Raw genomic sequence first — 24,024 nt, forward strand, 5'->3', positions numbered from 1 at the left:
ACAGAGGACATCACTCATGAAAACCATGCTGAAAACTACTGCCACCGGTATGGCCCTGGCATTGACCGCCACAGCGGCCACCGCAGAAGGTGAACTCGTCGTTTACCACTGGTTCGAATACATGCCGCAAGAACTCCTGGACAAATTCACAGCTGAAACTGGCATCAAAGTAACGATGGACACCTACGACTCGAACGAAGCCATGCTGGCGTCGCTGAAGGCCGGTGCTTTGGGCACCTATGACGTTGCCGTTCCAGGCGATTACATGGTGTCGATCTTGGCGGGCGAGGGTCTTTTGGACACCATTGCTGAGGGCGAGTTGGTAAACAAAGGCAATATCGCACCGGAATGGGCCGACCCGAGTTTCGATCCGGGCCGCGCCAGCTCAATCCCGTATCAGTGGGGGTCGACCTCGTTCATGGTGGACACCGCCGTCTACGGTGGCGACATCGACACCACCGACATCCTATTCAACCCACCGGCAGAGCTTTCGGGCAAGATCAACATGCTCGACAGCCAGGGCGAGGTTCTGGCCATGGCGGCGCTGCATCTGGGTATGGAACAATGCTCGACTGACCGCGAAAAGCTGAAGTCGATGAACGCGATGCTGCAGGAGGCCAAGGGTCATTGGGCGTCGTTCAACAGTGACACCGCGAAAGAGGTTCTGGTGTCGGGGGATGCTGCCGTGGGCCAGATCTATGACGGGTTCGGCGCCAAGGCCCGGTCGGAACGCGCGAGCCTAAAGTATGCCTTTCCGACGCAAGGGTACGTTGTCTGGATGGACAATGTCGTCCTGCTGAGAGACGCCCCGAACCGCATCAATGCGCTGAAGTTCATGGACTTCCTGCTTGAGCCCGAGAACATCGCCGCCGTGTCGAACTATGCTCGCTATGCGTCGGGCGTGTCAGGCACCGCCGACCATCTTGATCCTGAACTGGCCACCCTGCCGGAATCCAACCCATCAGCTGAAGCAGGCGCAGGTGTGTTCATCGAAGTCTGCGATGAAGCCACTCAGGCGGTTTATGACCAGATCTGGACCAACCTGAAAAAGTAATCTCCCGAAGACTGCCCCGCCAGTTTGCGACTGGCTGGGCTTTTTCTTTTTGATGGCAAGGTGATATATGCCGGAGGTATGGCAAAAAATGACACTGGATACGTGGCTCTGGACGAAGCCGAGTTCAAGCAACTTGCACGGTGCGTCGACACGATTGGCACCCCAGGGTTTCCAGAGGAAATCTGCAGGTTCTGTGTTGATGTAAGTGACTCTGAAACTGTCTTTCTGAGTGCCTTTTTCGACGATCAGATACCGGTTTCACTGTACGCCAATCACACCGAGGAATCAGACAAGGCCGCGTTAGACCTGTATCTTGATGTTGCCTATGTCCTTGATCCGTTCTTCCTGCTGTTTCGTGATAAACAGGGCGATCAGGTGGTGAGGTTGCAGCAGATTGCACCGGACAATTTCAAGCGCAGCCAATACTATCAGAAATTCTACAAGGCGATCCGGTTGCGGGATGAAATCGGGTTGATGATGCATATCGCGGATGACGCGGCTTTGTTCTTCTCCTTTGGGGTTCAGACGAAAGGGCGCAGAACTGATCCCACAGGTCTGAAAATCGCCTTGCCACTGATCGCATCTCTTGTGCGCCGACACTGGACTGTGCTGTCGCCTGAACGAACGGACGGATCAGGACGATTGGCGGCGCATCTCGAAGCGGCATTCGAGGCTTTTGGCGCTTCGGTATTGAGCCCCCGGGAAGCCGAAATCAGCAGAATGATCCTTAGGGGTCATTCATCGAAATCGATCGCCCGTACCTTTGACAACAGCCCTGAAACGATCAAAGTACACCGCAAGCGGATCTACACCAAGCTTGGCGTCATGTCGCAGGGGGAACTTCTATCCTTGTTCCTGACGTCGCTTTCGCAAATGCCTCCTACGAAAGCGGGCGATCCGTTGCTTTTCCTAAACAGTTAGCTGCCCAAATAATCCAAGACGGCCGCCAGAAGAACATTGGCGCCGGCTTCGGCCTGATGGGGTTCGATGTGTTCAGATTCGTTGTGGCTGATCCCATCGCGGCAGGGCGTGAAAATCATGGCCGTCGGCACTTTGCGGGCCACCATCAATGAGTCATGGCCTGCCCCTGATACAATGTCGCAATAACTGTAACCCAGCTCCTTTGCTCCGCGACGTATCGAGGTCACCAGCCCGGCATCGAAAGCAACAACCGGGGAATGCCAGATTTCCTCAAGGATACTGGTCAATTTGCGATCTTCACCGGTCAGTTCGGAAACGAGGGTCGCCAGATCGTCATGCATGGACTGCAAAACCTGTTCATTGGGGTGCCGTAAGTCCACGCTCACCACCACCTTGCCGGGAACGACGTTGCGGCTGAATGGTGCGGTATGAACCTGACCAATCGTGGCCCGAGCAGCCTCGTCTCGCGTACCGATCTCCAAAATGCCCTGAACCAGAGCGGGCACCAAGCGCATTGGATCATGCCGCATGGCCATGGGCGACGGACCTGCGTGGGTTTCCTGTCCGGTCAGCACCACGTCATACCAGCGTATGCCTTGTGCGCCGGTGACCACGCCAACGTCCTTGCCTTCCGCTTCCAGGACCGGACCCTGCTCTATGTGAAGCTCCAGATAGGCGGCGATGTCCTTGTCTTGCGGGTCGGGGTGACTTGAGTAGCCATGCCGGTCTAGTTCGATTCCGACGGAAATACCTTCCAGGTCGATGCTGGCTCTCACCTCGCCCAGATCGAGCATCCCGGCCCAGACGCCAGATCCCATCATGGCGGGTGCAAAACGCGCCCCTTCCTCATTCATCCAGCACGCGATTTCGATCGGTCGCTCCGGGATGATTTTCTCTTCCACGATACGGGTCATTACTTCGAGCCCCGCCAGCACACCAAGCACGCCGTCATACTTTCCGCCTGTCGGCTGAGTGTCGAGATGACTGCCAATAACGAGAGGATTCAGGTGGTTGTCGCGACCGTCCAATCGGGCGAACATATTACCAACCGCATCATATTGGATCTGTAAGCCAATCTTCCTGCACCAATCGGAAAACAGCGCACGTCCCTTGATATCCAAGTCGGTCAGGGCCTGGCGATTGCAGCCCTCCTTTGCTGTGCCGCCAATTTTGGCCATTTGCATCAGGTTTTCCCACAGCCGCGCACCATTCACTTTGATCGGCATTTCAACCTCCTGTTTACGGTGAAGCCTGCCTAACTGCTCTGACGGCCCATCATCCAGTACCCCCAAGAGGTGACTAAAGACGTCGATCCCTTTGGCTTAGCATCCATGGAGAGAATGACGACAGCAGGAGCACCGGCCATGAAAAATCCCGACGCCAATTCCGCCTGGGCCAAAGATCGCGACCATGTTCTGCATCCTTACACGGACTTCACCACCTTCAAGGAAGAGGGCAGTCAGGTAATCGAAGGCGCCAAGGGCATGTATGTGACCGACACGGAAGGTCGCAGGCTTTTGGACGGGATTGCCGGTCTATGGTGCGTGAATGTTGGCCATGGAAGGCGCGAAATGGCCGATGCCATCTCGGAGCAGGTGTTGAAGATGCAATACTACAACCCGTTCGGCCATTCGAGCAACGTGCCCGCCGCCGAGTTGGGCTATTGGCTGGCCAGCCATGCGCCGGGCAACCTGAACCATGTTTACTACACCACCGGTGGTTCCACCGCGAATGATGCCGCAATACGGCTCGTGCATTACTACTTCACCATGAAGGGGCAGCATCGCAAGAAAAAGATCATCTCGCGCAATGATGCCTATCACGGTGCCACCTATGTCGCCGCCGAGTTGACGGGTATTCAAGCTACAAAGAACAGTTTCGACAAGGTTGGAGAGCACTTCATCAACCACGTGTCGGCTGCGAACATGTATGCCAAACCCGATGATATGTCCGAAGATGCCTATTGCGATTTTCTGGTGGCCGAATTCGAGAATCGCATTCAGCAGCTTGGCCCGGACAACTGCGCCGCCTTCATCGCCGAGCCGATCATGGGGGCCGGCGGGGTGCTGGTTGCCCCCAAGGGCTATCACCGCCGCATGTGGGAAGTCTGCAAACGCCACGACATGCTTTACATCGCCGACGAGGTGGTAACTGCGTTTGGTCGACTGGGGGAATGGTTCGCTTCGGAAGCCCTGTTTGACTATCAGCCGGATATCTTGGTTTCGGCAAAAGGCGTCACTTCGGGCTACATCCCGCTGGGCATCACCATGATCTCGGACGAGATCTACGAGGTCATCAGCCGCCCGCAATGCGAGGGCGGAGTGTTCTCTATGGGGCTGACGTATTTCGGCCACCCGGTTGCCTGCACCGCGGCCTTGAAGAATATCGAGATCATTGAAAACGAAGGGTTGCTACAGAATGCGCGCGATGTTGGCGCCCATTTCCAACAGACGGCGCAGGCTCTGAAAGAACTGCCGATCGTCGGGGATGTGCGTGGATACGGTCTAATGATGGCGGTAGACTTGGTTGCCGACAAGGCGACAAAGGCCTCATTTCCGGTGACCACCGGTATGGGCGGCAAGGTTTTCAAGAAATGTGTTGAGAGCGGAGTCATCGTGCGCCCGGTCGGCGACCGCATCGTGCTGTCACCTCCGATTATCATCAACAAGGAAGAATGCGACACGATCGTATCGACTCTCGAAAGCGCGATTGGGAATGAATGTGGGTAATAAGGAAGTACGTGACATTGCATCAGCGAAGCGAACACCTGTGCGGTGAACTGGAACGCCATCCACGCACCTTCTTGTCTCGGGCGGTTAAACTACGCCAGAAAGAAGATTCCAAAGCATAAAATGATCGTATTGAATTTGACCTGAATAGCCAAAACTTGACATTAAAATGAGGTCTTCGGAGGTCCGGTTGGGGCCGGCTACGACCACTTAGGCCGAAGCATTGAGTTGTTCGTCCAGTTCTTGGAACGACGTTGCCCAAAACTCCGCCAGAAACGCCGAAATCTCCCGTTCGGAGGTTTCCAACCTATTGCCCTCGGCATCCGCCGCTTGTCCCATGGTATATCGCAAATCGGTGCCATTGTGCGTTTGCGTCAGATGATACGTCTCGGGCAGGCTCACCCCAGAGCGCGCCGGATCATGGATGCAGGTCGAAAAATAGTCGAAGGGCTCCCAGTCAGTGATGCGATAGAAAAAGTCCGCCAATTCGTGAGAGCAATGATATCCGGACCCGTTGCCGAGGCGTCCTTGTGGGCTGTCGACGGTGATTTCCTGTACACGGTTCATCCATTTCAGCTTTAGTTCCGGCGCGACCAACGCCTCCCAGACGACTGCGATTGGCGCATCGAAATGATGGCGGAATGTCCAAACTCCGTCTTCCTCGGTCAGGAAATGACGCTCGCGATTGGCACGCAAACGTTCCCACGATTTAGCCAAATCGTAGACTGACATCGAAACATTGCCAAAATGCTCGATTTCCTGTGAAAACGGTTCCACTATGCCCTTGATATCCATGGCATTAGCGGCGGCTTCACTGAATAAGGCGTAACTGCGAACACCAGTGGCTTCAGCAACCTTTGTCTTGGCCATTCGGTGGACCAGAATAATGTCGGTGCCGGAAAAGTCCTTTACCGGGCCAAGCTGCATTTCTTCGAACTGGCCATGATGGGCGATAACCTTCAAATCCAGCCCACTGACATTTGCGCAAGCGTTGCAGGTGCAGGTTGTATTCGCAATTATGTCCTGCCGACGAAGTGCAAAGGCGTTGTAGAGGTTCTCGCAGATGGTCAGGAAGGTCTCGCCGGAGGGGAAATCCTGCCGTGTCGAATATGCCAGAACCGCATCGCCTTCAGTTTTCCAAAAATGAAGCGGGTCACCCACTTGCTCGATCAACACACCCAACAAAGATTGCAAAATCGGATTGGCATGATCCATTTCTGACGATGTCAGAAATTGGGTGTATCCGGAAATATCGGCTATCAACAGATATCCAGTTTGAGTTGACATGGCGCCCTCCCCAAAAGAGTGTTTGGCGGGATTATTTTTTCTGTTGCGCTGGCGATTAACCCTCAAGGTCAATTGACGCCAGATCTGCGGAATGCTTACGTTTCACAAAGGGCTCAAAACCACTTCGGGCTGTTCCTCGCCATAGACGGTCGTCATGAAGCGTAGGCTGGGAGCTCAGAGGCTTAGTAGTAGGTGAGAGGTCGAAGTGGTCAACAATTCACGTATCACCGCCCCTAAAAGACGGCGCCACTACAGCGATGGCCCTACGCCCATCCGAGTTGCTTTAGAGAGTGCCCGTCGTTCCAGATCTTGGTCATTCGGGCGATCTTACCGCCCTCAAATTCCATAACGTAGGCATAGTTGGTTGCAATTTCCTTGCCTGTGGCAGGAACCGGCCCACCCTCACCGGTTTGTTTGCCGCTGAATATTGCTGTGGCCGTTACGATGTTTCGTTCGTGATCAGTCGAGAAAGAGGTGATATCGTAATTGCCATCGGGGATCGGGGTTAAAATTCTTGCCGTCCAGCCAGTATAACCCTCGATTGTCGATATATCAGCCAATGCATCTGCCTGACATACAAATGCGGCCCCATCCTGACAGTATGCCTTGCAGACGTTCCAGCCTTTGCCTGTTTCGCACGCATCAAAGAAAGCCATGGCCGTTTCGGAAATACTCATCGTGTTTCTCCTATCCCTGTTTCCTTGCGTCCGGCGCTTCGTCGCCGTCATTCTGTTTAGATGGAATAGTTTTAGAACATTTATTTTAAAAAAACAATTTTAAAATAATGAATGGTTGACCTCACTCGCGAATTTCTCTCATGATCATGTCGTAGAAATTTGGTATCACGTGCTTTTTTTCGTCGTGCCGCCCATACAAGACGGTTCCGTGAACGCAAAAAACAACAAAGCTTGCAAGCTGCGCCGTGTCCTTGTCCGGCCCGATGTCTCCCTCCGCCTGGGCATTGCGAAGAGCGGCTTCAACCAGCGATTCCACCTCTGCACAGAACGCGCCCACCTGTTCAGCGGCCTCAGGACTTATCACATGTTTCTGCGCAAGGTGGTTCATCATCAGGCAGCCCTTGTATTCCGACTTGGCGGCTCCCAAAAAAACGTTTCGGAGAAACATTTCGACACCCTCTAAATTCGGGTTGTCGATCAGAATACGGTAGCGCGGCCCGATGACATGATCACGATAATGATCCAGAGCCGCTGAGAACAATCCCTCCTTGTCCCCAAACTCCTTGTACATGCTGGCCGTATTTAGTCCGGTTTCGCGGACGACATCACTTATTGACGTAGCCTTGTAGCCGTTTTGCCAAAAAACACCCATGGCTTTTTCAACCACGGCTTCGCGTGAATATGATCTTGGCCTGCCCATGGGAGAATATTAAAATGATCATTTAAAAATCGCAACACACACCGTCTGAGCAATATCAGGAAAACCGTTCCGCAGGGTAGAATCTTCGTGAGTTGCTGCGGGTGGCCGGTCCCGCAACTGTATCTTGTCAGCACAGCGGGTCAGTTTGGACTACACGATCATGGAGAAAAGGCTCGGGGTGCCTTATCGACGTCAGATCCGGACCTAGGCGTGCGCCGGTTCTTTGTTTAATAACCCGCAGGCTGGTACGCGATTCTGGATGGGTTTCGCGCTTGCAGCGAAAGTCCGGAATGACGGGCCGCGACGCAGCGAAGCAAACGCTCGCCAGATGTCTCCTTTGGGCCGTTGCCGAGCTTAGTCCAATAGCTGCGAACGGCAGCTTTGTCCCGCAATTCGGACATCGATCGATTTTCCCCAAATAACCGCTGCGCGGGACAAAACCGACATTAGCTCTACTTGCCAGAATGACCCCTTAAAGCCCCGCCGCAGACATTCATATTTCGGTAGATTGTGCGGAATGTGAATCCTCAGGCTGTTTCGGCGGTATAAACGCTAGCCGCGCGTACCATCAGCGTCGCGCTTGCCGCGTTGATGGCCAAGGCAGCAAATACCAGCCAGATGAGCAGAGTGGCTTTTTCTACGCGAAAGAGGTTTGTGGAGGGGGTGGTCATGGTGGTCTCCTACCTTACCGTTTCTGGGTGGGGACGGATTTGAGGCTGGTGGTTTCGGTCGCCTTAAAGTGGGTTTGTTCCGCTCTGGCAGCCGGGGCCACTGTTTTGATCCTGAAAGCCGTGAAGCCCGCGAAGACGGCCATCGCAAGTACAAGCATCCAGCCCATGACTGCATCGCCAAATACCGCCGAAAGCACGCTGGTCATGAGTGGGCCTGCAATGCCGCCGATGGTGAAGACAAACAGCATTGTGACAGCGCTGGACGCGACATAGACGGGCACAGTGCGGTCCATCGCGTGAGCCAAAAGCAGCGAGTAGAGGGTGAGCATCGATCCGCCCAGCAAGATCAATCCCGCGAGCATTGCAATGTATAGTGGTGTACCCACGATGGCGGAGTGGCGTGCACTGTCGCCAGTGGCGAAAGTGGCGAAGGCCGCAAGGGCGCCGGTTGCGACTGTCGCCGTCACTACAATGACGCGGCGCCGATCCATGCGGTCTGACACAAATCCAAGCGGATAGAGAAACAGGATACGCCCGACGTAAATCGCAGCGATGCCAATGGCCACATCCGCGGCATCAATGCCAATGACAGCCGCCCGATACGGCACAACATTCATGAACACGGTGGACACGATACCAACGGTGAGCGCGCCGAGGGCGGCAGTGGGCGCGTCTTGAAACAGCGCCTTGAAGCGCACATTTGCCCGTTCTTTGCCCTCGGGCGGCGCGCTGGGCGTGGCGGCGATCACCACAATGGCCAGACAGTAGAGCAAGGACATCAGCACAAAAGACTGGTTCAGGTCGTCGGGTGTAACGATGACGAGAACCTGACTGAGAACCGACATCAATCCGAGGATAATGGCAAACACGGCAAGCAATCGGCCCCGCGATTTTTCGTCGACGGTTTCGCTGATCCAGGCGTCACCGATGGCAAAAAGGCCCGCGGTTGCAACGCCGGTCATCAGGCGCACGATTAGCAGCGTGGGCTCGTTTTCAGTCACGGAAAACAGCAGGGCGGCAGCGGCACATATGGCCGCCGCCGCAGAAAATGCACGAATATGTCCAATGCTGGTGATCCAGCCTGCAATGTAGAAACAGCCGATAAGGAATCCCAACGAGTAAGCAGCGGGTGCCAGCGCGGCGATTTCCTGAGACGCGCCGGTTTGGGCAAAATAGAGCGCGACGATGGTGCCCGATGCCGCAGTCACCAGCTGTATCGCCGCGACCGCGATAAACAGGTATTTCAGGGTGTGGATTTGATCGCTGAACCGGGCCATGGAACTGCTCCAGGAAAGAGAGGAAAAGTGGGCCGCGCCTGACGCGCGACCTGTTTTAGTTTGGGAAGCTGACTTTGACTTCGACGTTCAAGCCGGGAATAAGGCCGCGCTCAAGATTTGGGATTTCCGCCCAGATGCGCAGGGTTTCGTCCGCGGCCAGCACGCTTTCAGCAAAAAGCACGCGGCCACCCTGTGCCAGTGGCTGAACGTCACCTGGCAAATGCAAGTCGACCTGAAAGCGCTCCATCAGTGCACTCAGGCCCTCTGGCGTCGACTGGTCCAGCGCGATCAGGGATTTGTACGGCATTCCGTATACGACGCGGACCGTGTCTGTGTGCACAATCTGCGCCAGCGCTTGACCGTTTTCTGTGTCCAGATAGGTGCCCACCTGTTTGTGGGCGAGCCCAATTTGCCCCGAAATCGGCGCTCTGATCTGTGTCGAAGCCAGCTCCAGCTCTGCCAATGCACGGTGCGCCTGCGCCTCTTGCAACGCCACCTTGGCCAGTATCAGCCGGTCCGTAGCGTCTTGAACGGCCAGTTCGGAAACCACATCGCGCGTGCCAAGTTTCGCCTGCCGTTGCGCCACGGCCTCCGCTGTTGCCAATTCGGCCTCACGACGGCTTTCGACCGCACGGCTGGCGGCGAGCTTTTGTTCGTAAGCCGGGGCCGCAATTTCAAACAGTAATTGGCCTTTCTCAACCGTATCGCCCGGCTTGAAATGCACCGCCGCGAGGATGCCGCTCACCGAATTGGCCACCAGAGCGCTCTCACTGGCCTCTATCCGTCCGGTAAATGTCTCTGCGGCGAGCATGTTGGTGAACTCTTTCACAGGCTCTGCGTGGGCACTGTGTGTCATCAGAAGACCCAACAACAGAAGCGGGAGTTTTGCAAAAACGGTCATGATTGGTCACTCCAGATGCAGGTCAAAGAAGGTGTTGAGCTCACGCCAAGCGTCATGAGTCTCCGGCGCGTTCACGAAAAAACCTGCCATGTAGTCGCCGTGTGACTGGCCGTCGTAGACATGCAGATCGGCGGCAACTCCGGCGGCGCGCAGGGCGCGGTGCATGCGCACCGTGTCGCTCAGCAACAGGTCGCGTGTGCCGGTCAGAAGAACCGTCGGCGGCATGTTGCCCAGATTGGCGTAGATCGGGGACAGTCGCGGATCGGTGCGGTCGGTACCGTCCGCATAAATGTCAAACGTGCCTTCGATCACACCCTCGCGGGCGCCAAGCGGATCCAGACCCTGCAACGTGATCCAGCTGTCCGACGTCTGCGCCAGATCCACAGCGGGCGTGCCTGCCATAATGGCTCCAGGCAAAGGGGTGCCCATGTCGCGCAGTTGCAAAACCGTCGACAGCGCCAGGTTGCCCCCCGCAGAGGTGCCAAACATCGCCACTTTGGCTGGGTCATGGTCCTTGATAACTTGCTGCCACACGGCGATCACATCGTCTGTTGCGGCAGGAAACGGATGCAGCGGTGGGCGGCGATAATCGACGGACACCACCTCAACACCCAAACCATGCGCCATCCAGATCGCTTCGGCCATGGCGGCCTCACCACCATTAAAGACAAAGGCCCCGCCGTGCACATGCACAAAAACGGTGTCCGCCCACCGGGGATCAATGGTGGTTGGCGTGACACGGTAGGTGGTCACCCCCGCCACGTTCTCGATGGCAAATTGAGCGCCGGTCATCTCAAGCAAACGTGCGACCCCTTGCAGGGAGGCAGCGTCAAACTCAGCTTGCAACGCAAGCCATTGCTTGGTTGAGGATGGCGTTTCGGCATGCGTACCAACTTGACGGCTTTCGATGAGCCCGGCCAATTCCGGGGACACGCCCGCAGGAACCGGTGCGGCCCGTGCCGCCATCGGCAGCCCTTCAATCACGGTTTTTGCGCTGTCTGCGGTGGCGACCGCTGGCACCGAAAGAGCCGCAATCAGTGCGCTTGTTAGAACAACTTTCAGGACGGAACGGCGTTTCATGTTTGGTCTCCAACTTTCAGTTTGGGTCATTCGTTTCGCTAAACTGGAGGTAATTTGCGGGGGGAGGCCACGCCACTTCCAAAAGTGATCATTTCACGACAAACTGTCCGTCATGGACACGGTTTTGCACAGCACCTTGGCGTTTCGCCCCGCGCTTCAAGGGCTTGACCAAATTGCATCGCCGCGGGTGTCCGAACATGCGCTGAAAGAAGCCGGGCTGTCGCGAGCGGTAATGGAAGGCCCGCCGGTGTTCCTCCCCTATCGGCTTCAGGCGCGGTTCATGCAAGCTGCCAGCCTGAAGATCTCCGAAAAACACATCGGTGCCTATATCACGCAAGACTTCCATTACGCCTCCTTTGGGGCCTACGCAGACTATGTGCTCGGCGCGCCGAAACTGGATGTGGCCTTGGCGCGGGCCGAAAAAATCCTGCCGTTCCTGCAACGGGGGTCAGTTTTGCTCACCCGCGTGGCTGGAGACCATTTTGTGCTTGGGTTTGACACCATGCTCGGCGGGGCCGCCGGGGCAAATTTGATCGATCAGGACCTGCCGTTTGTGCTGCAGTCTGTGGTGCGTGAGTTCTGTGGACGCCGCTGGCGGCCGAGCTGGGTGGAGATGCCAGAGGTGCACCGAGGCACCGAAACCGCGCTGCAGTACATCTACAATGCAGAGGTGCGTGTGGGGGGATCCGCCGCCAGCATTGCGATCCCTCTGTCAGAAATCGAAACCCCTAATCCGCGGACAACCGATGAGAGGCTGGCGATGACGTTGGCAGGCATCCGCGATGTGCGGTCGCGGCAAACGCCCTCAACCACCAAAGAGGTGGTTGGGAACGCCTTGCGCGCGCAACTCGCCATGGGGCACGCCGACATCGAAACGGTGGCGGCCACATTGGGTGTCAGCGTACGCAAGCTGCAACGGCAGCTCACTGCAGAGAACACCAGTTTCAAAGAGATCCGTGTGGCTGAACAGACAGATCGAGCCAGGTCGCTGTTGTCGGGCACTGACCTTTCTGTCGCGGAGGTTGCCTTCAATCTTGGGTTCAGCGAGGTCAACAGCTTCCGCCGCACATTTGCCAGCTGGTTTGGAATTTCACCATCTAAGTTTCGCAAATTGAGCGGTACGTAGGTAGCAAGGCCTCAATGGAGCGGCCATTGGCGCAATGCGCAGCGAAGGTTCAGTTTCCGCCCAAATTGATGAATGCTGCGTAGCGAACCAGTGTCCACTTTGGGCTCGGAGCGGACTTTCGACTAAATTCAGTGAACGACTGCTATGCGGACTTTGCTGCCATTCGTGCGAATGATCTGAATGACCGCTCACAGTGCTAGGCGGTCAGGTATCTTCTGCGGAGCGCGCCGTAAGCCAAGTCATGACATTGACGACCGACTCATTGTTTTTGGCAGATCGCGGCATGAGGACATAGAAGTCATTTCCACCCGTGTCCCAAGCGTTACCGACCTCGACCAAACGTCCAGCTTCAAGATCATGAGCCACTAGAAACCGGCTTACCAAGGCCACACCTTGCCCGGCGATGGCTGCATCGACCGCAAGAGACGTTTGGCTCATACGAAGGTGGCGAGGAGACTGTTCCTGTACGCCCAAGTGCGCAAGATAGCTTGGCCAACGGTCATGGGTGTCATGGACCTTCGGCTTTTTGGCTAGGGTTTTTGCGTCAAGAGGACTATCACCCATGTCCGCATGCTTTGGCGCAGCGACCGCGATTAGCGATTGCTTGAACAAAAGTGTTACATACAGTGATGCGCCAAACGGCGGCGATCCTTGGCGCACTGCAAGGTTTATCCCGTCACTATGGAAACTGGAAACTTTTTCAGTGGCCATGATCCGCAAATCAATGTTCGGGTGTGCTGCAGTGAAGTCCGGTAGATTGGGGATCAGCCATTTGGCAGCAAAGGTCGGAGTGACACTGATAAGGACTTTGTTCGGCTCGGGCTTCAGTTCGGCAGTTGCGGATCGAAGGTCTGCGAACACCTCAGCGATCCGATTGTGGAAGCTGCGTCCGACCGATGTGAACATCAGGCCCTTAGGAACTCGTTCAAACAAGACCACATCCAGATGCGCTTCGAGCTGGCGCACTTGTTGCGCAACGGCCCCTTGCGTGACACCCAATTCATCGGCGGCTGAGCGGAAACTGAGGCGGCGGCCTGCTGCATCGAACGCACGCAAACTATTCAGTGGGGGAATTTCAGTCATTCTGCAATAGTATTTCTACTGTCACGAAACATCAATTCTCAATCGAACTTTGCCAATTATCGCTTCATATATAAGCCACTCATGAAGGGATACTAGATATGACAGTAGAAAAAGTAGCTCTGATCACAGCGGGCGGCAGCGGCATGGGTGCGGATGCAGCCCGCAAATTGGCAGAAGATGGGTTCAAAGTTGGCATCCTTTCCTCGTCCGGCAAGGGCGAGGCGCTCGGCGGCGAACTTGGTGGCTTTGGCGTGACTGGCTCTAACCTTGATAGAGAAGCGCTGAACGCTTTGGTCGAGGGTGCGAAGGATCGTTGGGGCCGTATTGATGTCTTGGTGAACTCTGCTGGCCACGGACCGAAAGGACCGGTTCTCGAAATCAGCGACGACGATTGGCATCAAGGGATGGATGTCTACCTGATGAACGTGATCCGTCCGACAAGGCTTGTCACACCCTCAATGCAGGAGCACGGCGGCGGGGCGATCATCAATATCTCAACTTTTGCAGCATTCGAACCGGACCCACTCTTTCCAACGTCGGGGATTTTCCGTGCTGGGCTTGCTGCATTCACGAAGCTTTATTCGGATAAATATGCGCCAGAAAACATTCGCATGAACAACGTCCTTCCGGGCTTCATAGACAGCCTGCCTAAAGCCGAAGACCGCAAAGCGCGTATTCCCATGGGACGTTACGGTTTCGCTTCAGAGGTGTCTTCTCTCATTTCGTGGCTCGCCTCGGAAGATGGCGGGTACATGACGGGACAAAACCTGCGTATAGACGGGGGGCTGACCCGTGCCGTCTGATACCTTGGTCCTTGTATCACCGCGCGAACGGCTTGTATTCGCGGTCAAGTGGGGCGCATCCGCCGTTCAGATCATAGGATACACCGCGACGGGGTTTGGCTGGACCCCTTGGAACCTCTACCTGTTTCTTGTCGGTGTTGTGGGGTGGTTCGCTGTCGGCGCGCTATGGAGTGATAAGGCGCTCATGCTTGTCCACCTTGTCGCGTTAGGCGCAATGATTACCGGTATGGTAAGCGGCTGATTAAGCGAGAGCAAACATTCGGGCACTCTGCAGCATTGGGGAGGTATGGGCTCTAACCGGGTCAGGTATCCCGTATGACCCGTAATATCCGCGATTAGCAGGTAACCTGTCTGAACAGACATCCAAGCATCCCCATTTGCATTGCGTATCTTCACTGTATCTCTCGCTGTCCCGACATGGCATCTACTACTTCCGTTGGCCACTGCCCGACACAAGACCAAAACCCCACACCAGGCCAAGTACCACACGTAGGACCCTTCGAGTGTCTTTGCGTACAAGATGCCCTAAAGAGGCTGGTACTCTGGCGCGGCGTCTTACAGTGTGCGGCGACACAATAACAAAACACATAGAACATTCGGACATGTGAGAGAGCGTGAGAAACTCCCAGAGACACTGATCTTCATCCTGGAGAGTGATCACCCAGCAGTCACCAAACTAGACCGACTTGCGCTCTATGGCTCACCTCGTAAAAATCCGCAGCCAGCTTGGCACAGTAGGCGCAAACCTAACGATCTTGGTGTTAAGCCGCAATTGTGAGACCTTCTATCGGGAGAAGAACTGTACGGCGTTGTCACTGGCGCTCCCATGCAGTAGCGTGCAGCACCATGGTCATCCGGCGATACTCACTTATGCTGTTGATTAGCCTTCTGGTCATTCTGACCGGCATTGGTGGTGTTGCTCACGCGTTGTCAAATGGTTGCGTAGGCCTTCATTGTGAAGATCATATGCAACCTGCTGAACACTCTGCATTAGCAACGAGCGGCAGTGACGTCTCGACTCCAAGTCATCATCATGACCCGGAGAGTTCAGGAGCACAAAAGTGCGATCCCTTTGTTTGCCAAACAATTGTATTGCTCCCCCAGAACAGCGAAGCCGCGCAAGGTCAACGTGATATTGAACCAGAGTTCCAGATTAGAGCTCAAGCCAAGCTGAATGAACCAGATAGCCCTTACAGGCCCCCTGACCTTTGAAGCCGCTTAAATTTTTGCGGACGTAAGCGACCAGCACAGGCGGCTGATCGCGATGTGCCGCAGCATTACCAGCTTCCAAAATGTCAGGACCAATCTATGAAAAAAAGTTACTTACTAATTGGCGTATGCACCGTCGCTACTGTCGCCGCTTTCATAACTCTTCGGCCCGGTTCAATCCAAGAGGCCGCACCACGGGAGGCACTTGAAGGCGACGCTATGGTCGCAATTCAGATGCCGCCCATTGAGGGTAATGCCGCAATCGGACAGCGTGTCTTTGAGGTCTCCTGCGCCTCTTGCCACGGTGTCAATGCGGTCGGTGTAGAAGGCGCAGGACCGCCTCTGATCCACAAAATATACGAACCCAGCCACCACGCTGATGAAGCCTTTCAGAGGGCGGTTTCACAAGGTGTAAGAAGCCATCATTGGCAGTTTGGCGACATGCCGCCCGCGGAAGGTTTGACGCGAGGTGACGTTGCTATGGTGATCGCTTACATTCGTGAAATCCAACGTGCCAACGGGATACCTTGAGGACAACACCATGAAAAAGATCATAACGCTCGCACTCATGGCTGCTCTTCCCAGCGTCGTACTTGCGCATTCCAAGGTCGAAGAAACAACCCCTGCTGACGGAACCACAATAACCGCTGCACCCGCTGAAATTAGCCTCAACTTCTCTAAGGACATCCGGCTGACACGGATAGAAATGGCCCATGAAGAACACTCGGCAGTAAGCTTGGATTTGGGCGACCATAAAAGTTTTGGTCAGGAGTTCACGATCCCACTGCCGAGCAATGGAACGGGCACCTATGTCATCGAATGGCGTGGCTTAGGTGAAGACGGCCATGCGATGCAGGGCGAGTTTTCCTTTACCGTGGAATGAGCATGCCAGACATTTGGGGTATTGCCGCAATCCTCGCAAAGCTAGGGCTCTACATCGGCTTTGCGGGCTCCACCGGGCTTATAATTATTAGTTGCCTCTATTCCGGCTTTGTCGCACCGATTAACCACGTGATGAAGCGCCAAGCTAGGGCCTTGGCGTGCCTTGCTCTCGCCGCAACAGTAGTTGGCTTCATGCTTCGTGGAGCCGCCTTAACGGGCGGGGTTGATGGCATGGTCGATGCAGAGATGCTTGGTCTACTTTGGCAGACATCCGTGGGCGACGCACTTGTTAAACGCCTTATAGGTGCAGTATTGATCCTTGTAGGGCTTTCTGTTTCTTGCTTTGGGCTATGGATCGCGCTGCTGGGTGGCACAGTGGCTCTATGGTCTTTTGCGCAGATCGGTCACGTGCCAGAACTGGAGAGCTTTAGTGTCCAACTATTGCTCCTATTGCACCTGCTATGTGTAGCCTTCTGGGTGGGCATCTTTAGCCCGCTGCGGGGTTTGGCTCTCATGCCTGAACACCTTAAAAATGCTGCTGAATTAGGTCATAGGTTTGGGCAAACTGCTGCATTGGTTGTGCCGACTTTAATCGGTGCGAGCCTCTGGATGGCTTGGTTGCTTGTCGGCAATCTCCATGGGCTCTTGTTCTCTGGCTACGGGCAGGCACTGTTGTTCAAAGTGTTTCTTGTGTCGCTGCTGATGATCCTCGCTGCTGCGAACAAGCTCCGATTTGTTCCGGCTATGCAAAATGGAGAGGCAAAGGCAGCGCAACACCTAGCTCGATCCATCGAGATTGAGGCAATAATCGTATTAGTTGTGCTGGCGACCACGGCGACACTCACGAGCGTTCTAACGCTTCCGAATTAAGGTAGTAGAGATGAGCAAACACCTACGTGCACTGGCTATATGCAGCATTGGCACCAGCGTCGCTGCAGATCATGAGTTGACAGATAGAGACCTTGCGAATGGGCAAGAACTCTACGCAGTGCACTGTGCTTCATGCCATGGAGTTGATCTGGAAGGCCAACCCAACTGGCAAGCACCCGATGATGACGGAGTGTTACCTGCACCACCACATGACGTGACAGGGCACACATGGCACCACGATAACCAGCTACTCTTCGAATACACCAAACTAGGTGGCGCAGACACATTGGAAGCACGCGGTATTAAAGACTTCAACAGTGGCATGCCGGGCTTTAAGGGCATCCTGACTAACGAAGAAATATGGGACGTGCTGGCCTACATACGCTCCACTTGGCCAGACGATGTTCAGCAAATGCAGGCCAGTCGCAACCCTCCACACCAGTAAAAGACCGCAGTCTGGTGTAGATTTGGGAATACACAATTCAACGTAGCAGGTTATGCAATTCTAAGTGTGACACTATGGTGAGACACACAGCAAGCCACCACACAACAATAATTTTTACTATCAGTGCATTAGGCTTTCGGCTGCGTTTCCCCTATGCTTTACCAAATCCTAGCAGTTCAACTAGATAGTATGCATTGGAGCGGAGCATCACAAGTTGAAGCTGCATACATATTTCTTGCTGCCCGGTCACAGCGTTTACGTTGGCCGTTAAAGCGCGACAATGTGGCGATGTCCCGCTCCTCGGTCGAAATAAAACCGGCATTGGTTCGCGAATTTACTAACGATACGGCGCGGGTTGGTTTTATCGTACCCGAGCGCTAGCGACAATGGCGGCAATGCGTCCCGGATCGGCAAGGCGGCAAGTTGTTGACCTGCATAGCTGACGACCGTCAGAGGCAACATGTTCAGAACGGCACAGCCGTGGCCGGCGCCAACAAGGCTGCGCACCATTTCGGTCGAGTTCACATATGCAATGGTCTGCGGGTCCTGCCCCGCGTCACCAAACAGCCGCCGATAGTAATCCACCGCCGTCGGACGGTTCAACACGATGAGAGACTCTTGAGCCAAATCCCTAAGGCTTACGGTTTCCTGTTGGGCCAGCGGGTGATTTGATGCGGTCAGGCAATAGGCTGGCGCCTCGATCAGCACGTCAAAGGTGATCTGAGGAAGGGCAGCATCAGAAACAAACAAGATGGCGTCGAACTTGCCGGCAAGCAGCCCCTCTTGCGCGCTGTCATTGTCGCACTCTTCCAGATACAGCGTGATCTGATCATCCGGCTTCATCAAAGATGTCAGGATCTCTGGCAGAAACGCCGGCGCGACCGGAGCATAATAGCCAACCCGCAACGTGCCCTTCATCGCCTGTTTGAGTTCCGCGCCTTCCTCCATCACTGCAGCGTATTCCTCAAGAAGATGCGAGAACTTTCGATTGAGGACCCTGCCGCTGGCGGTGGCGGTGATCCCACGTGATCGAAACCGATTGATCAGCTTAAGCTGAAACTGATCCTCAATCTTGTCGATTGCAGCCGATACGGCGGATGCCGCCACGTTTAGTTCATCCGCCGCCTTTGAGATGCTGCCCAGTGACACAGCGGTCGTGAAATACCGCATGGATTGGAAAGAAACGCTCATAGTTCCTCTAATAATCAGATGTAGATTATCACATCTTTCTGTTTTTCACAGGAAAGACATCGTGTCAAAGTCAACGTGAAATTCAATTGCAGGGATAACCCATGTCCAATGAGCGGCTAAAGGGCTGGAATCATCAACCTGAAGTGCCATTAAAAGTGTCGCCGGTATTCACCTGGCCCCTGAACCCGATCACTATTGCAAAATGGTTTTTGAACTCGTGGTTCCTGATCACAGAAAAGCTGATCATCGTTGGGATTGCGTTTGCAAGCTACTACTGGTTTCAGCCGCCTCTTGAGGACAGCAAGACTTTCGCCTTTGGCTGGATCGCCCAGATGTATGTGCGAAACATGCTGCTGGCGCTAGGGGTCGGCGGGGCGCTACATCTGTGGTTCTACACTTTCTCGGCGCAAGGCAAGAAACTGAAATATGACCCCCGCCCATTGATGGTGAATGGCAGGCAGTTCACCTTGGGCGGCCAGGTGCGAGACAACATGTTCTGGACACTGGGTAGCGGAGTGTTCATCTGGACCGGATATGAAGTGGTTCTGTTCTGGGCGCTGGCCAATGGTTACATGCCGATGATCACGTGGGCCGCGAACCCGGTCTGGTACGTCGCGCTGTTCTTCCTGATACCGATCTGGGAAAGCTTCTATTTCTACCTCATCCACCGGGCGATCCACATCCCGTTCCTCTACAAACACATCCACTATCTACACCATCGCAACATCAACGTGGGCCCTTGGTCGGGAATGGCACAGCACCCTATTGAGCAGATGATTTTTCTGGGGTCGGTGTTCGTTCATCTTATCGTCGGGGCAAACCCGGTGCACATTCTGTTCCATCTGCAATATTACTTCCTGACTGCTATGACGACGCATACGGGGTTTCAGGGTTTGCTGGTCAATGACAAGGAACGTCTGGCGCTTGGCACGTTCCACCACCAGATGCATCACCGGTATTTCGAGTGCAATTACGGCAGCCTAGAAATTCCGATGGATAAGTGGTTCGGCACGTTCCACGACGGCACAGTCAAGGCGAACGAGCGTATGCAGGAACGTCGCAAAAGGATCATGGGTAAATAACAGAGGCGACCATCATAATCCTGAACGCGCCCGTTACGCTCAAGCTGTGCCCGTTACGCATTTCCAATACGACTTGTCCTGGAGCAAGCATGCCGGCGTCACCGAGGTGTTAGCATGTGAAGGCATCCCCGTGATCTGCCGCGTCGGGCTGGTTTCCCCATAACGGCTGGTGCCCGTACTGCGCAGACCACGTCTATTCTGTGCTTGTGCTGATCTTACGACCTGTCAAGCGCATTTGGAGCGGCCCTTTTTGCGCCAACTTGCTCAATTCACTCTAGGTTTGAATAAGCCCGGGGTTTTCCATATTTCGCACCTCAGGCTTTTCCAGCATGGCAACAAATCCCTGCGTCAATAGAAAAGAATTCCGACGGATCGCACGCACGGGTTTGTGCCTGCGTGATGTATAATCAGAAAGTCACACTGGGATAGTTGAACGAGGCAATCAATTGATCCGAGCCGAAGCTGCCAATGCGCCAACCAGTGCATTCTGAATCTCGCCGGGAAATTCTCGCCCCTTTTCATGCAGCCCTGCAGCAACCCAGCCCACCGTATGCCCCCGGCTGCCAATGTCGTTCGCCCGCACCACCACAGGAGACGGTTGCGTGTCACTGACCAGCGCCATCGACCGCTCAATCTCACCTTCTGTCAGCACCATTTTGACCGCGCTGAATATATCCACGGACACCTGCAGAGTTTGATGTTCCAGACGATGCGCAGCGTCCGTTAACAAACGGGTGCAAAAAGCAGACAGGAAATACCAGCGAAAGATAGAATACACCCGATCCTGCAATCCACCTTGCACGGCCGCTCCATCAATGGCGGTGCGGGCAATCTGCTCAAACGCGGCTTCGGCGGCTTTGGATGCCTGACAAATCTGCCGCTCACGCTTTGCGATCGAGATGACACGCGGTGCAATCTCTACTGCAGCTTCGTGAGATTCCAAGTTCATGAAAGTCCTCCAACACTAAGGTCTGATGAGGACATGGAAATTCTTAAAGAAATCTGATTGTGATTTAACGCCATAATTCGCCGATATCATCCCATAGTTGGCGCAAGATAAATGCCATGGTCGACCATTTAGCACAAACATATATAGTCAGAAGAGAATAAAATTCGGCTCATATGTTAAAAAAGTACACATTAAGAATTTGGGCCCGCTTAGCATTCTCGGCCAAAAGATACATACATCTGACACGATCTTGTAAAAGTTATGCCCATTTCCGCATCTAAGAATAGTCAATCCTGCTAATCAGTTTACGAGTTTGAATTTAACGAGGGGGTACGAGCGGGATCAAGGGGGTGAGCGCCTGACCAGCCGGGCTCGCCTACGGACAGAGCTGCTCCCCCCGCCGCCTATGATCTGTTGATCCCCACCAAGAAACATGTCCAAGGCGGGTCTTTTCTGATCAAGCAGTTCTGGCCTTCAACGGTAAAAGGCCTAATATTCGGATGAGGAAAGCTCATCCGACCTCAGGCACTGCTTCGCGGATTTTCATGTCTAGACGCCACTATAACCTGCCCCCCCTGACCACATTGTCCGCGTTTGAAGCCGCCGCGCGGCATCTAAGCTTCAAAAACGCAGCCGAGGAACTGTCGGTTACGCCGGGCGCGGTCAGCCATCAAATCAAGGCGCTTGAAAGCGATCTGGACACTACCCTGTTCCAACGCAAACATCGCGGCGTCGATCTGACCGAGGATGGCCAGGCCCTGTATGAGGCGCTGTCTGCTTCGTTCGGGCGTATCTCGAAAGTGCTGACCACGATCCGTGACCGCAAATCAGGTGGCAAGGTCACGGTTGGATCGACAACAGCGGTGGCGGCATTGTGGCTATCACCAGCGTTGATCCGATTCTGGCGAGAAATGCCAAATGTCAACGTGGATCAACTGACGCAGGATCAACCCTTTCGAAATCGGCCGGATGTAGATTTTTTCATCCGTTACGGACGCGAGGCCGATACCAGCCTGCCGCATACTCCTCTGTATCGCGATTACCTGATCCCTGTGGCCAGCCCTGAAATCGCCGCCCGCTTGGAGGGTGCCAGCCTTGAAATGCTGGCATCCGAGCGTCTGATCCATATGGCTTGGGAAGACCCCAGTTGGATCACCTGGCCAGAATGGTTCCAGCATCTGGGATACACCGGCACCATTCCGGTTGAATCCCGTGTGAACAGCTATTCCGTCGCTCTGCAACTGGCGCGCAAGGGGGCCGGGCTAACATTGTGCTGGAAACGCCTGACCCAGCCTTTGCTACAATCGGGTAAATTGGTGACTATTGGCCCGCACGGCCTGACCGCGCCCAGCCTGTTCTACCTTGTTGGCCGCCCGGACGAAGAGCTTTCGGGCAACGCCCGCGCCCTGAAAACATGGATCGTTCAAGAGGTTCAAGACGGTTCGGTTTAGCTCAGATCATCTAGTGGTGAGGATTTCTGGTATTGAGAAAAGACCACCCAAGCCTCCAATAGGGACAGGAAAGCATCCAGCAACCTTCAGGAGAGCCCGATGAACAAGCACAGCGCTCTGTCATCCGTTCTGGCCGATGTGACCGTCGCAAACGGCCTACCGAATGAACACTATATCGACCCGGCCATCTTTGCCGAAGAAAAACGCTCGGTCCTTTATGCCACTTGGTCCGGGATCGGGTTTGGTCTGGATGTCCCCGAGAAAGGCGATGCCAAACCGGTCGATTTTTTGGGCATGCCCCTGTTGATTGTCCGTGACCGTGATGGAGAGATCGGCGTATTCCAGAACACATGCCGCCACCGCGGCATGATCCTTGTGGATGCGCCCCGTAAGATCGAAGGCGCGATCCGCTGCCCCTATCACAGCTGGTGCTACAGCCTGAAAGGTGAATTGCGCGCCACCCCGCATGTGGGCGGCCCCGGCCAGAACAAGCATGAAAACGTCAAACACGAAGAGCTGGGGTTGATGCCTGTCCGTTCGCATGTGTGGCGCGATGTGATCTTTGTGAACGTAGACGGCAACGCGCCAGACTTTCAAGACGCCCACGGCGCCCTGTTGGAGCGGTGGAAGGAATTCGAACAACCCCTGCATGACGGCGGTGAGATGGCCTCGTTCAAGCTGGAGGTCAAAACCAATTGGAAACTGGCGGTCGAGAACTATTGCGAAAGCTACCACCTGCCTTGGGTGCATCCCGGTCTGAACAGCTATTCCCGGCTGGAAGACCATTATAATATCGAGGCCCGCGGGCACTATTCCGGTCAGGGTACGCTGGTTTACAGACAGTTAAAGGATCAGGACGGGGCGACCTTTCCTGATTTCGAAGGCCTGAGTGATAAGTGGGATGAAGGCGCGGAATACGTAGCCCTATACCCAAACGTTCTGTTTGGGGTGCAGCGTGACCATGCCTTTGCCATCATCCTTGAGCCAGTCGATCACGAACATACCGTCGAACATGTCAGACTGCACTACGCCAAAAGCGTTGAGGACACGCCGCAGTTGGACGGGCTTCGCACAACGAACGCGCAACAGTGGCGGGCCATATTCGAAGAGGACGTGTTTGTGGTCGAAGGAATGCAAAAGGGCCGCCACGGGGTGCTGTTCGATGGCGGGCGGTTCTCTCCGGCAATGGACGGGCCGACGCATAACTTCCACCATTGGATCGCAACCCAAGTCGAAAATGGGCGCGCGGAATAGCGCCGTGGTCAGCCCATCTGGCGAGAGGCCCAATGGAAAAACATGAGTTGGATCAGCTGCTGCTAAAGGCCCACGAACAAGGTGATCAGCCAGCCTTGATCCGCTTCTACACAATGGCTGCGGATGAACGTGAAGCGGCGCAGGATATCGACGCCGCCTGTTTTTATCTGACTCATGCGTTTGTGTTCGCGCTGGAATCCGGCGCGCCCGAGGCGGATGCCCTGAATGCACGACTCGTCGCCCAGGGTCGGGCGCATCGTCTGGAATTCTAAGATCAGCTGCGCATCCGAGCGATGCGGTCCAGACCGTCCTAACCGCATCTGACCCCACGGGAAGCTGTTCACACGTCCCTCTGGTTCTATAGTCAAAGCACCATCACAGT

General features: G+C 54.9%; 26 protein-coding genes. 15 read left to right on the top strand and 11 right to left on the bottom strand.

The window, feature by feature from the left end; translation table 11 throughout:
• Positions 1-16: 16 nt before the first annotated feature.
• Both RUE5091_RS16025 and RUE5091_RS16030 read left to right on the top strand, forming a co-directional pair.
• Complete coding sequence (locus RUE5091_RS16025; RefSeq protein ID WP_112297187.1) at positions 17-1,054, top strand: extracellular solute-binding protein; 1,038 nt, start codon at positions 17-19, stop codon at positions 1,052-1,054.
• 78 nt (positions 1,055-1,132) lie between these two features.
• Complete coding sequence (locus tag RUE5091_RS16030) at positions 1,133-1,975, top strand: helix-turn-helix transcriptional regulator (protein WP_131726324.1); 843 nt, start codon at positions 1,133-1,135, stop codon at positions 1,973-1,975.
• Here RUE5091_RS16030 and RUE5091_RS16035 read toward each other — a convergent pair.
• Positions 1,972-3,201 carry a Zn-dependent hydrolase gene (locus tag RUE5091_RS16035; protein ID WP_058282947.1) on the bottom strand — a complete coding sequence of 410 codons (1,230 nt, stop codon included), beginning with the start codon at positions 3,199-3,201 and terminating at the stop codon, positions 1,972-1,974. The genes RUE5091_RS16030 and RUE5091_RS16035 overlap by 4 nt on opposite strands.
• Positions 3,202-3,339: 138 nt before the next feature.
• Between RUE5091_RS16035 and RUE5091_RS16040 the strand changes: the two genes are divergently transcribed.
• Positions 3,340-4,704 carry an aminotransferase gene (locus RUE5091_RS16040; RefSeq protein ID WP_058283010.1) on the top strand — a complete coding sequence of 455 codons (1,365 nt, stop codon included), beginning with the start codon at positions 3,340-3,342 and terminating at the stop codon, positions 4,702-4,704.
• Between the two features lie 210 nt (positions 4,705-4,914).
• Here RUE5091_RS16040 and RUE5091_RS16045 read toward each other — a convergent pair whose 3' ends face one another.
• From RUE5091_RS16045 to RUE5091_RS16070, 7 genes are all read right to left on the bottom strand, one after another.
• Positions 4,915-5,991, bottom strand: a complete 1,077-nt coding sequence (locus RUE5091_RS16045; RefSeq protein WP_058282948.1) for a DUF2652 domain-containing protein — start codon at positions 5,989-5,991, stop codon at positions 4,915-4,917.
• A gap of 263 nt (positions 5,992-6,254) precedes the next feature.
• Positions 6,255-6,668, bottom strand: a complete 414-nt coding sequence (locus tag RUE5091_RS16050) for an ester cyclase (RefSeq protein ID WP_058282949.1) — start codon at positions 6,666-6,668, stop codon at positions 6,255-6,257.
• A gap of 121 nt (positions 6,669-6,789) precedes the next feature.
• Positions 6,790-7,335: a TetR/AcrR family transcriptional regulator gene (locus RUE5091_RS16055; RefSeq protein WP_165590790.1), complete on the bottom strand. Its 546-nt coding sequence runs from the start codon at positions 7,333-7,335 to the stop codon at positions 6,790-6,792.
• A 560-nt stretch (positions 7,336-7,895) separates the two neighbouring features.
• Positions 7,896-8,039 carry a hypothetical protein gene (locus RUE5091_RS23305; RefSeq protein ID WP_165590791.1) on the bottom strand — a complete coding sequence of 48 codons (144 nt, stop codon included), beginning with the start codon at positions 8,037-8,039 and terminating at the stop codon, positions 7,896-7,898.
• A 14-nt stretch (positions 8,040-8,053) separates the two neighbouring features.
• Positions 8,054-9,316 (bottom strand): MFS transporter, encoded by a 1,263-nt coding sequence (locus RUE5091_RS16060; RefSeq protein ID WP_058282951.1) that lies wholly within the window; start codon positions 9,314-9,316, stop codon positions 8,054-8,056.
• 55 nt (positions 9,317-9,371) lie between these two features.
• Positions 9,372-10,217: an efflux RND transporter periplasmic adaptor subunit gene (locus RUE5091_RS16065; protein WP_058282952.1), complete on the bottom strand. Its 846-nt coding sequence runs from the start codon at positions 10,215-10,217 to the stop codon at positions 9,372-9,374.
• A gap of 6 nt (positions 10,218-10,223) precedes the next feature.
• On the bottom strand, positions 10,224-11,297 hold the full coding sequence (locus RUE5091_RS16070; RefSeq protein WP_058282953.1) for an alpha/beta hydrolase: 1,074 nt from the start codon (positions 11,295-11,297) through the stop codon (positions 10,224-10,226).
• A 112-nt stretch (positions 11,298-11,409) separates the two neighbouring features.
• Here RUE5091_RS16070 and RUE5091_RS16075 point away from each other — a divergent pair, with 112 nt between their 5' ends.
• Complete coding sequence (locus tag RUE5091_RS16075; RefSeq protein ID WP_058282954.1) at positions 11,410-12,423, top strand: AraC family transcriptional regulator; 1,014 nt, start codon at positions 11,410-11,412, stop codon at positions 12,421-12,423.
• A gap of 204 nt (positions 12,424-12,627) precedes the next feature.
• Here the strand turns inward: RUE5091_RS16075 and RUE5091_RS16080 are convergent, their stop codons facing one another.
• A complete protein-coding gene (locus RUE5091_RS16080; protein WP_058282955.1) occupies positions 12,628-13,506 on the bottom strand; it encodes a LysR substrate-binding domain-containing protein in 879 nt (292 codons plus the stop codon).
• A 98-nt stretch (positions 13,507-13,604) separates the two neighbouring features.
• Between RUE5091_RS16080 and RUE5091_RS16085 the strand changes: the two genes are divergently transcribed.
• The 7 genes from RUE5091_RS16085 (at position 13,605) to RUE5091_RS16110 (ending at position 17,715) form a co-directional block, all read left to right on the top strand.
• The gene (locus RUE5091_RS16085; RefSeq protein ID WP_058282956.1) at positions 13,605-14,309 is read left to right on the top strand and encodes an SDR family oxidoreductase; all 705 of its coding nucleotides are present in this window, start codon (positions 13,605-13,607) and stop codon (positions 14,307-14,309) included.
• Positions 14,299-14,550 (top strand): DUF6552 family protein, encoded by a 252-nt coding sequence (locus RUE5091_RS16090; protein ID WP_058282957.1) that lies wholly within the window; start codon positions 14,299-14,301, stop codon positions 14,548-14,550. The genes RUE5091_RS16085 and RUE5091_RS16090 overlap by 11 nt, the downstream gene beginning before the upstream one ends.
• A gap of 629 nt (positions 14,551-15,179) precedes the next feature.
• Positions 15,180-15,521: a hypothetical protein gene (locus RUE5091_RS23110; RefSeq protein ID WP_131726325.1), complete on the top strand. Its 342-nt coding sequence runs from the start codon at positions 15,180-15,182 to the stop codon at positions 15,519-15,521.
• 96 nt (positions 15,522-15,617) lie between these two features.
• Entirely contained in the window at positions 15,618-16,049 is a 432-nt protein-coding gene (locus RUE5091_RS16095; protein WP_058282958.1) for a c-type cytochrome, read from the top strand.
• Between the two features lie 10 nt (positions 16,050-16,059).
• On the top strand, positions 16,060-16,401 hold the full coding sequence (locus RUE5091_RS16100; protein ID WP_058283011.1) for a copper resistance CopC family protein: 342 nt from the start codon (positions 16,060-16,062) through the stop codon (positions 16,399-16,401).
• 2 nt (positions 16,402-16,403) lie between these two features.
• Positions 16,404-17,270: a CopD family protein gene (locus RUE5091_RS16105; RefSeq protein ID WP_058282959.1), complete on the top strand. Its 867-nt coding sequence runs from the start codon at positions 16,404-16,406 to the stop codon at positions 17,268-17,270.
• Between the two features lie 10 nt (positions 17,271-17,280).
• Positions 17,281-17,715, top strand: coding sequence for a c-type cytochrome (locus RUE5091_RS16110; protein ID WP_058282960.1), 435 nt, complete (start codon positions 17,281-17,283; stop codon positions 17,713-17,715).
• Positions 17,716-17,982: 267 nt separating this feature from the next.
• Here RUE5091_RS16110 and RUE5091_RS16115 read toward each other — a convergent pair whose 3' ends face one another.
• Entirely contained in the window at positions 17,983-18,906 is a 924-nt protein-coding gene (locus RUE5091_RS16115; RefSeq protein ID WP_058282961.1) for a LysR substrate-binding domain-containing protein, read from the bottom strand.
• A gap of 101 nt (positions 18,907-19,007) precedes the next feature.
• On the opposite strand from RUE5091_RS16115, the gene RUE5091_RS16120 reads away from it, so the two are divergent.
• Positions 19,008-19,988, top strand: coding sequence for a sterol desaturase family protein (locus tag RUE5091_RS16120; protein ID WP_058282962.1), 981 nt, complete (start codon positions 19,008-19,010; stop codon positions 19,986-19,988).
• A gap of 442 nt (positions 19,989-20,430) precedes the next feature.
• Here the strand turns inward: RUE5091_RS16120 and RUE5091_RS16125 are convergent, their stop codons facing one another.
• Entirely contained in the window at positions 20,431-20,937 is a 507-nt protein-coding gene (locus tag RUE5091_RS16125) for a hypothetical protein (RefSeq protein ID WP_058282963.1), read from the bottom strand.
• A 545-nt stretch (positions 20,938-21,482) separates the two neighbouring features.
• Between RUE5091_RS16125 and RUE5091_RS16130 the strand changes: the two genes are divergently transcribed.
• The 3 genes from RUE5091_RS16130 (at position 21,483) to RUE5091_RS16140 (ending at position 23,914) form a co-directional block, all read left to right on the top strand.
• Complete coding sequence (locus tag RUE5091_RS16130; RefSeq protein WP_058282964.1) at positions 21,483-22,388, top strand: LysR substrate-binding domain-containing protein; 906 nt, start codon at positions 21,483-21,485, stop codon at positions 22,386-22,388.
• A gap of 99 nt (positions 22,389-22,487) precedes the next feature.
• Positions 22,488-23,642, top strand: a complete 1,155-nt coding sequence (locus RUE5091_RS16135) for an aromatic ring-hydroxylating oxygenase subunit alpha (protein ID WP_058282965.1) — start codon at positions 22,488-22,490, stop codon at positions 23,640-23,642.
• A gap of 32 nt (positions 23,643-23,674) precedes the next feature.
• Positions 23,675-23,914, top strand: coding sequence for a hypothetical protein (locus RUE5091_RS16140; protein ID WP_058282966.1), 240 nt, complete (start codon positions 23,675-23,677; stop codon positions 23,912-23,914).
• The last annotated feature ends 110 nt before the right edge of the window (positions 23,915-24,024 follow it).

The sequence above is a fragment of the Ruegeria denitrificans genome (assembly GCF_001458295.1).
Lineage (GTDB): Bacteria > Pseudomonadota > Alphaproteobacteria > Rhodobacterales > Rhodobacteraceae > Ruegeria > Ruegeria denitrificans.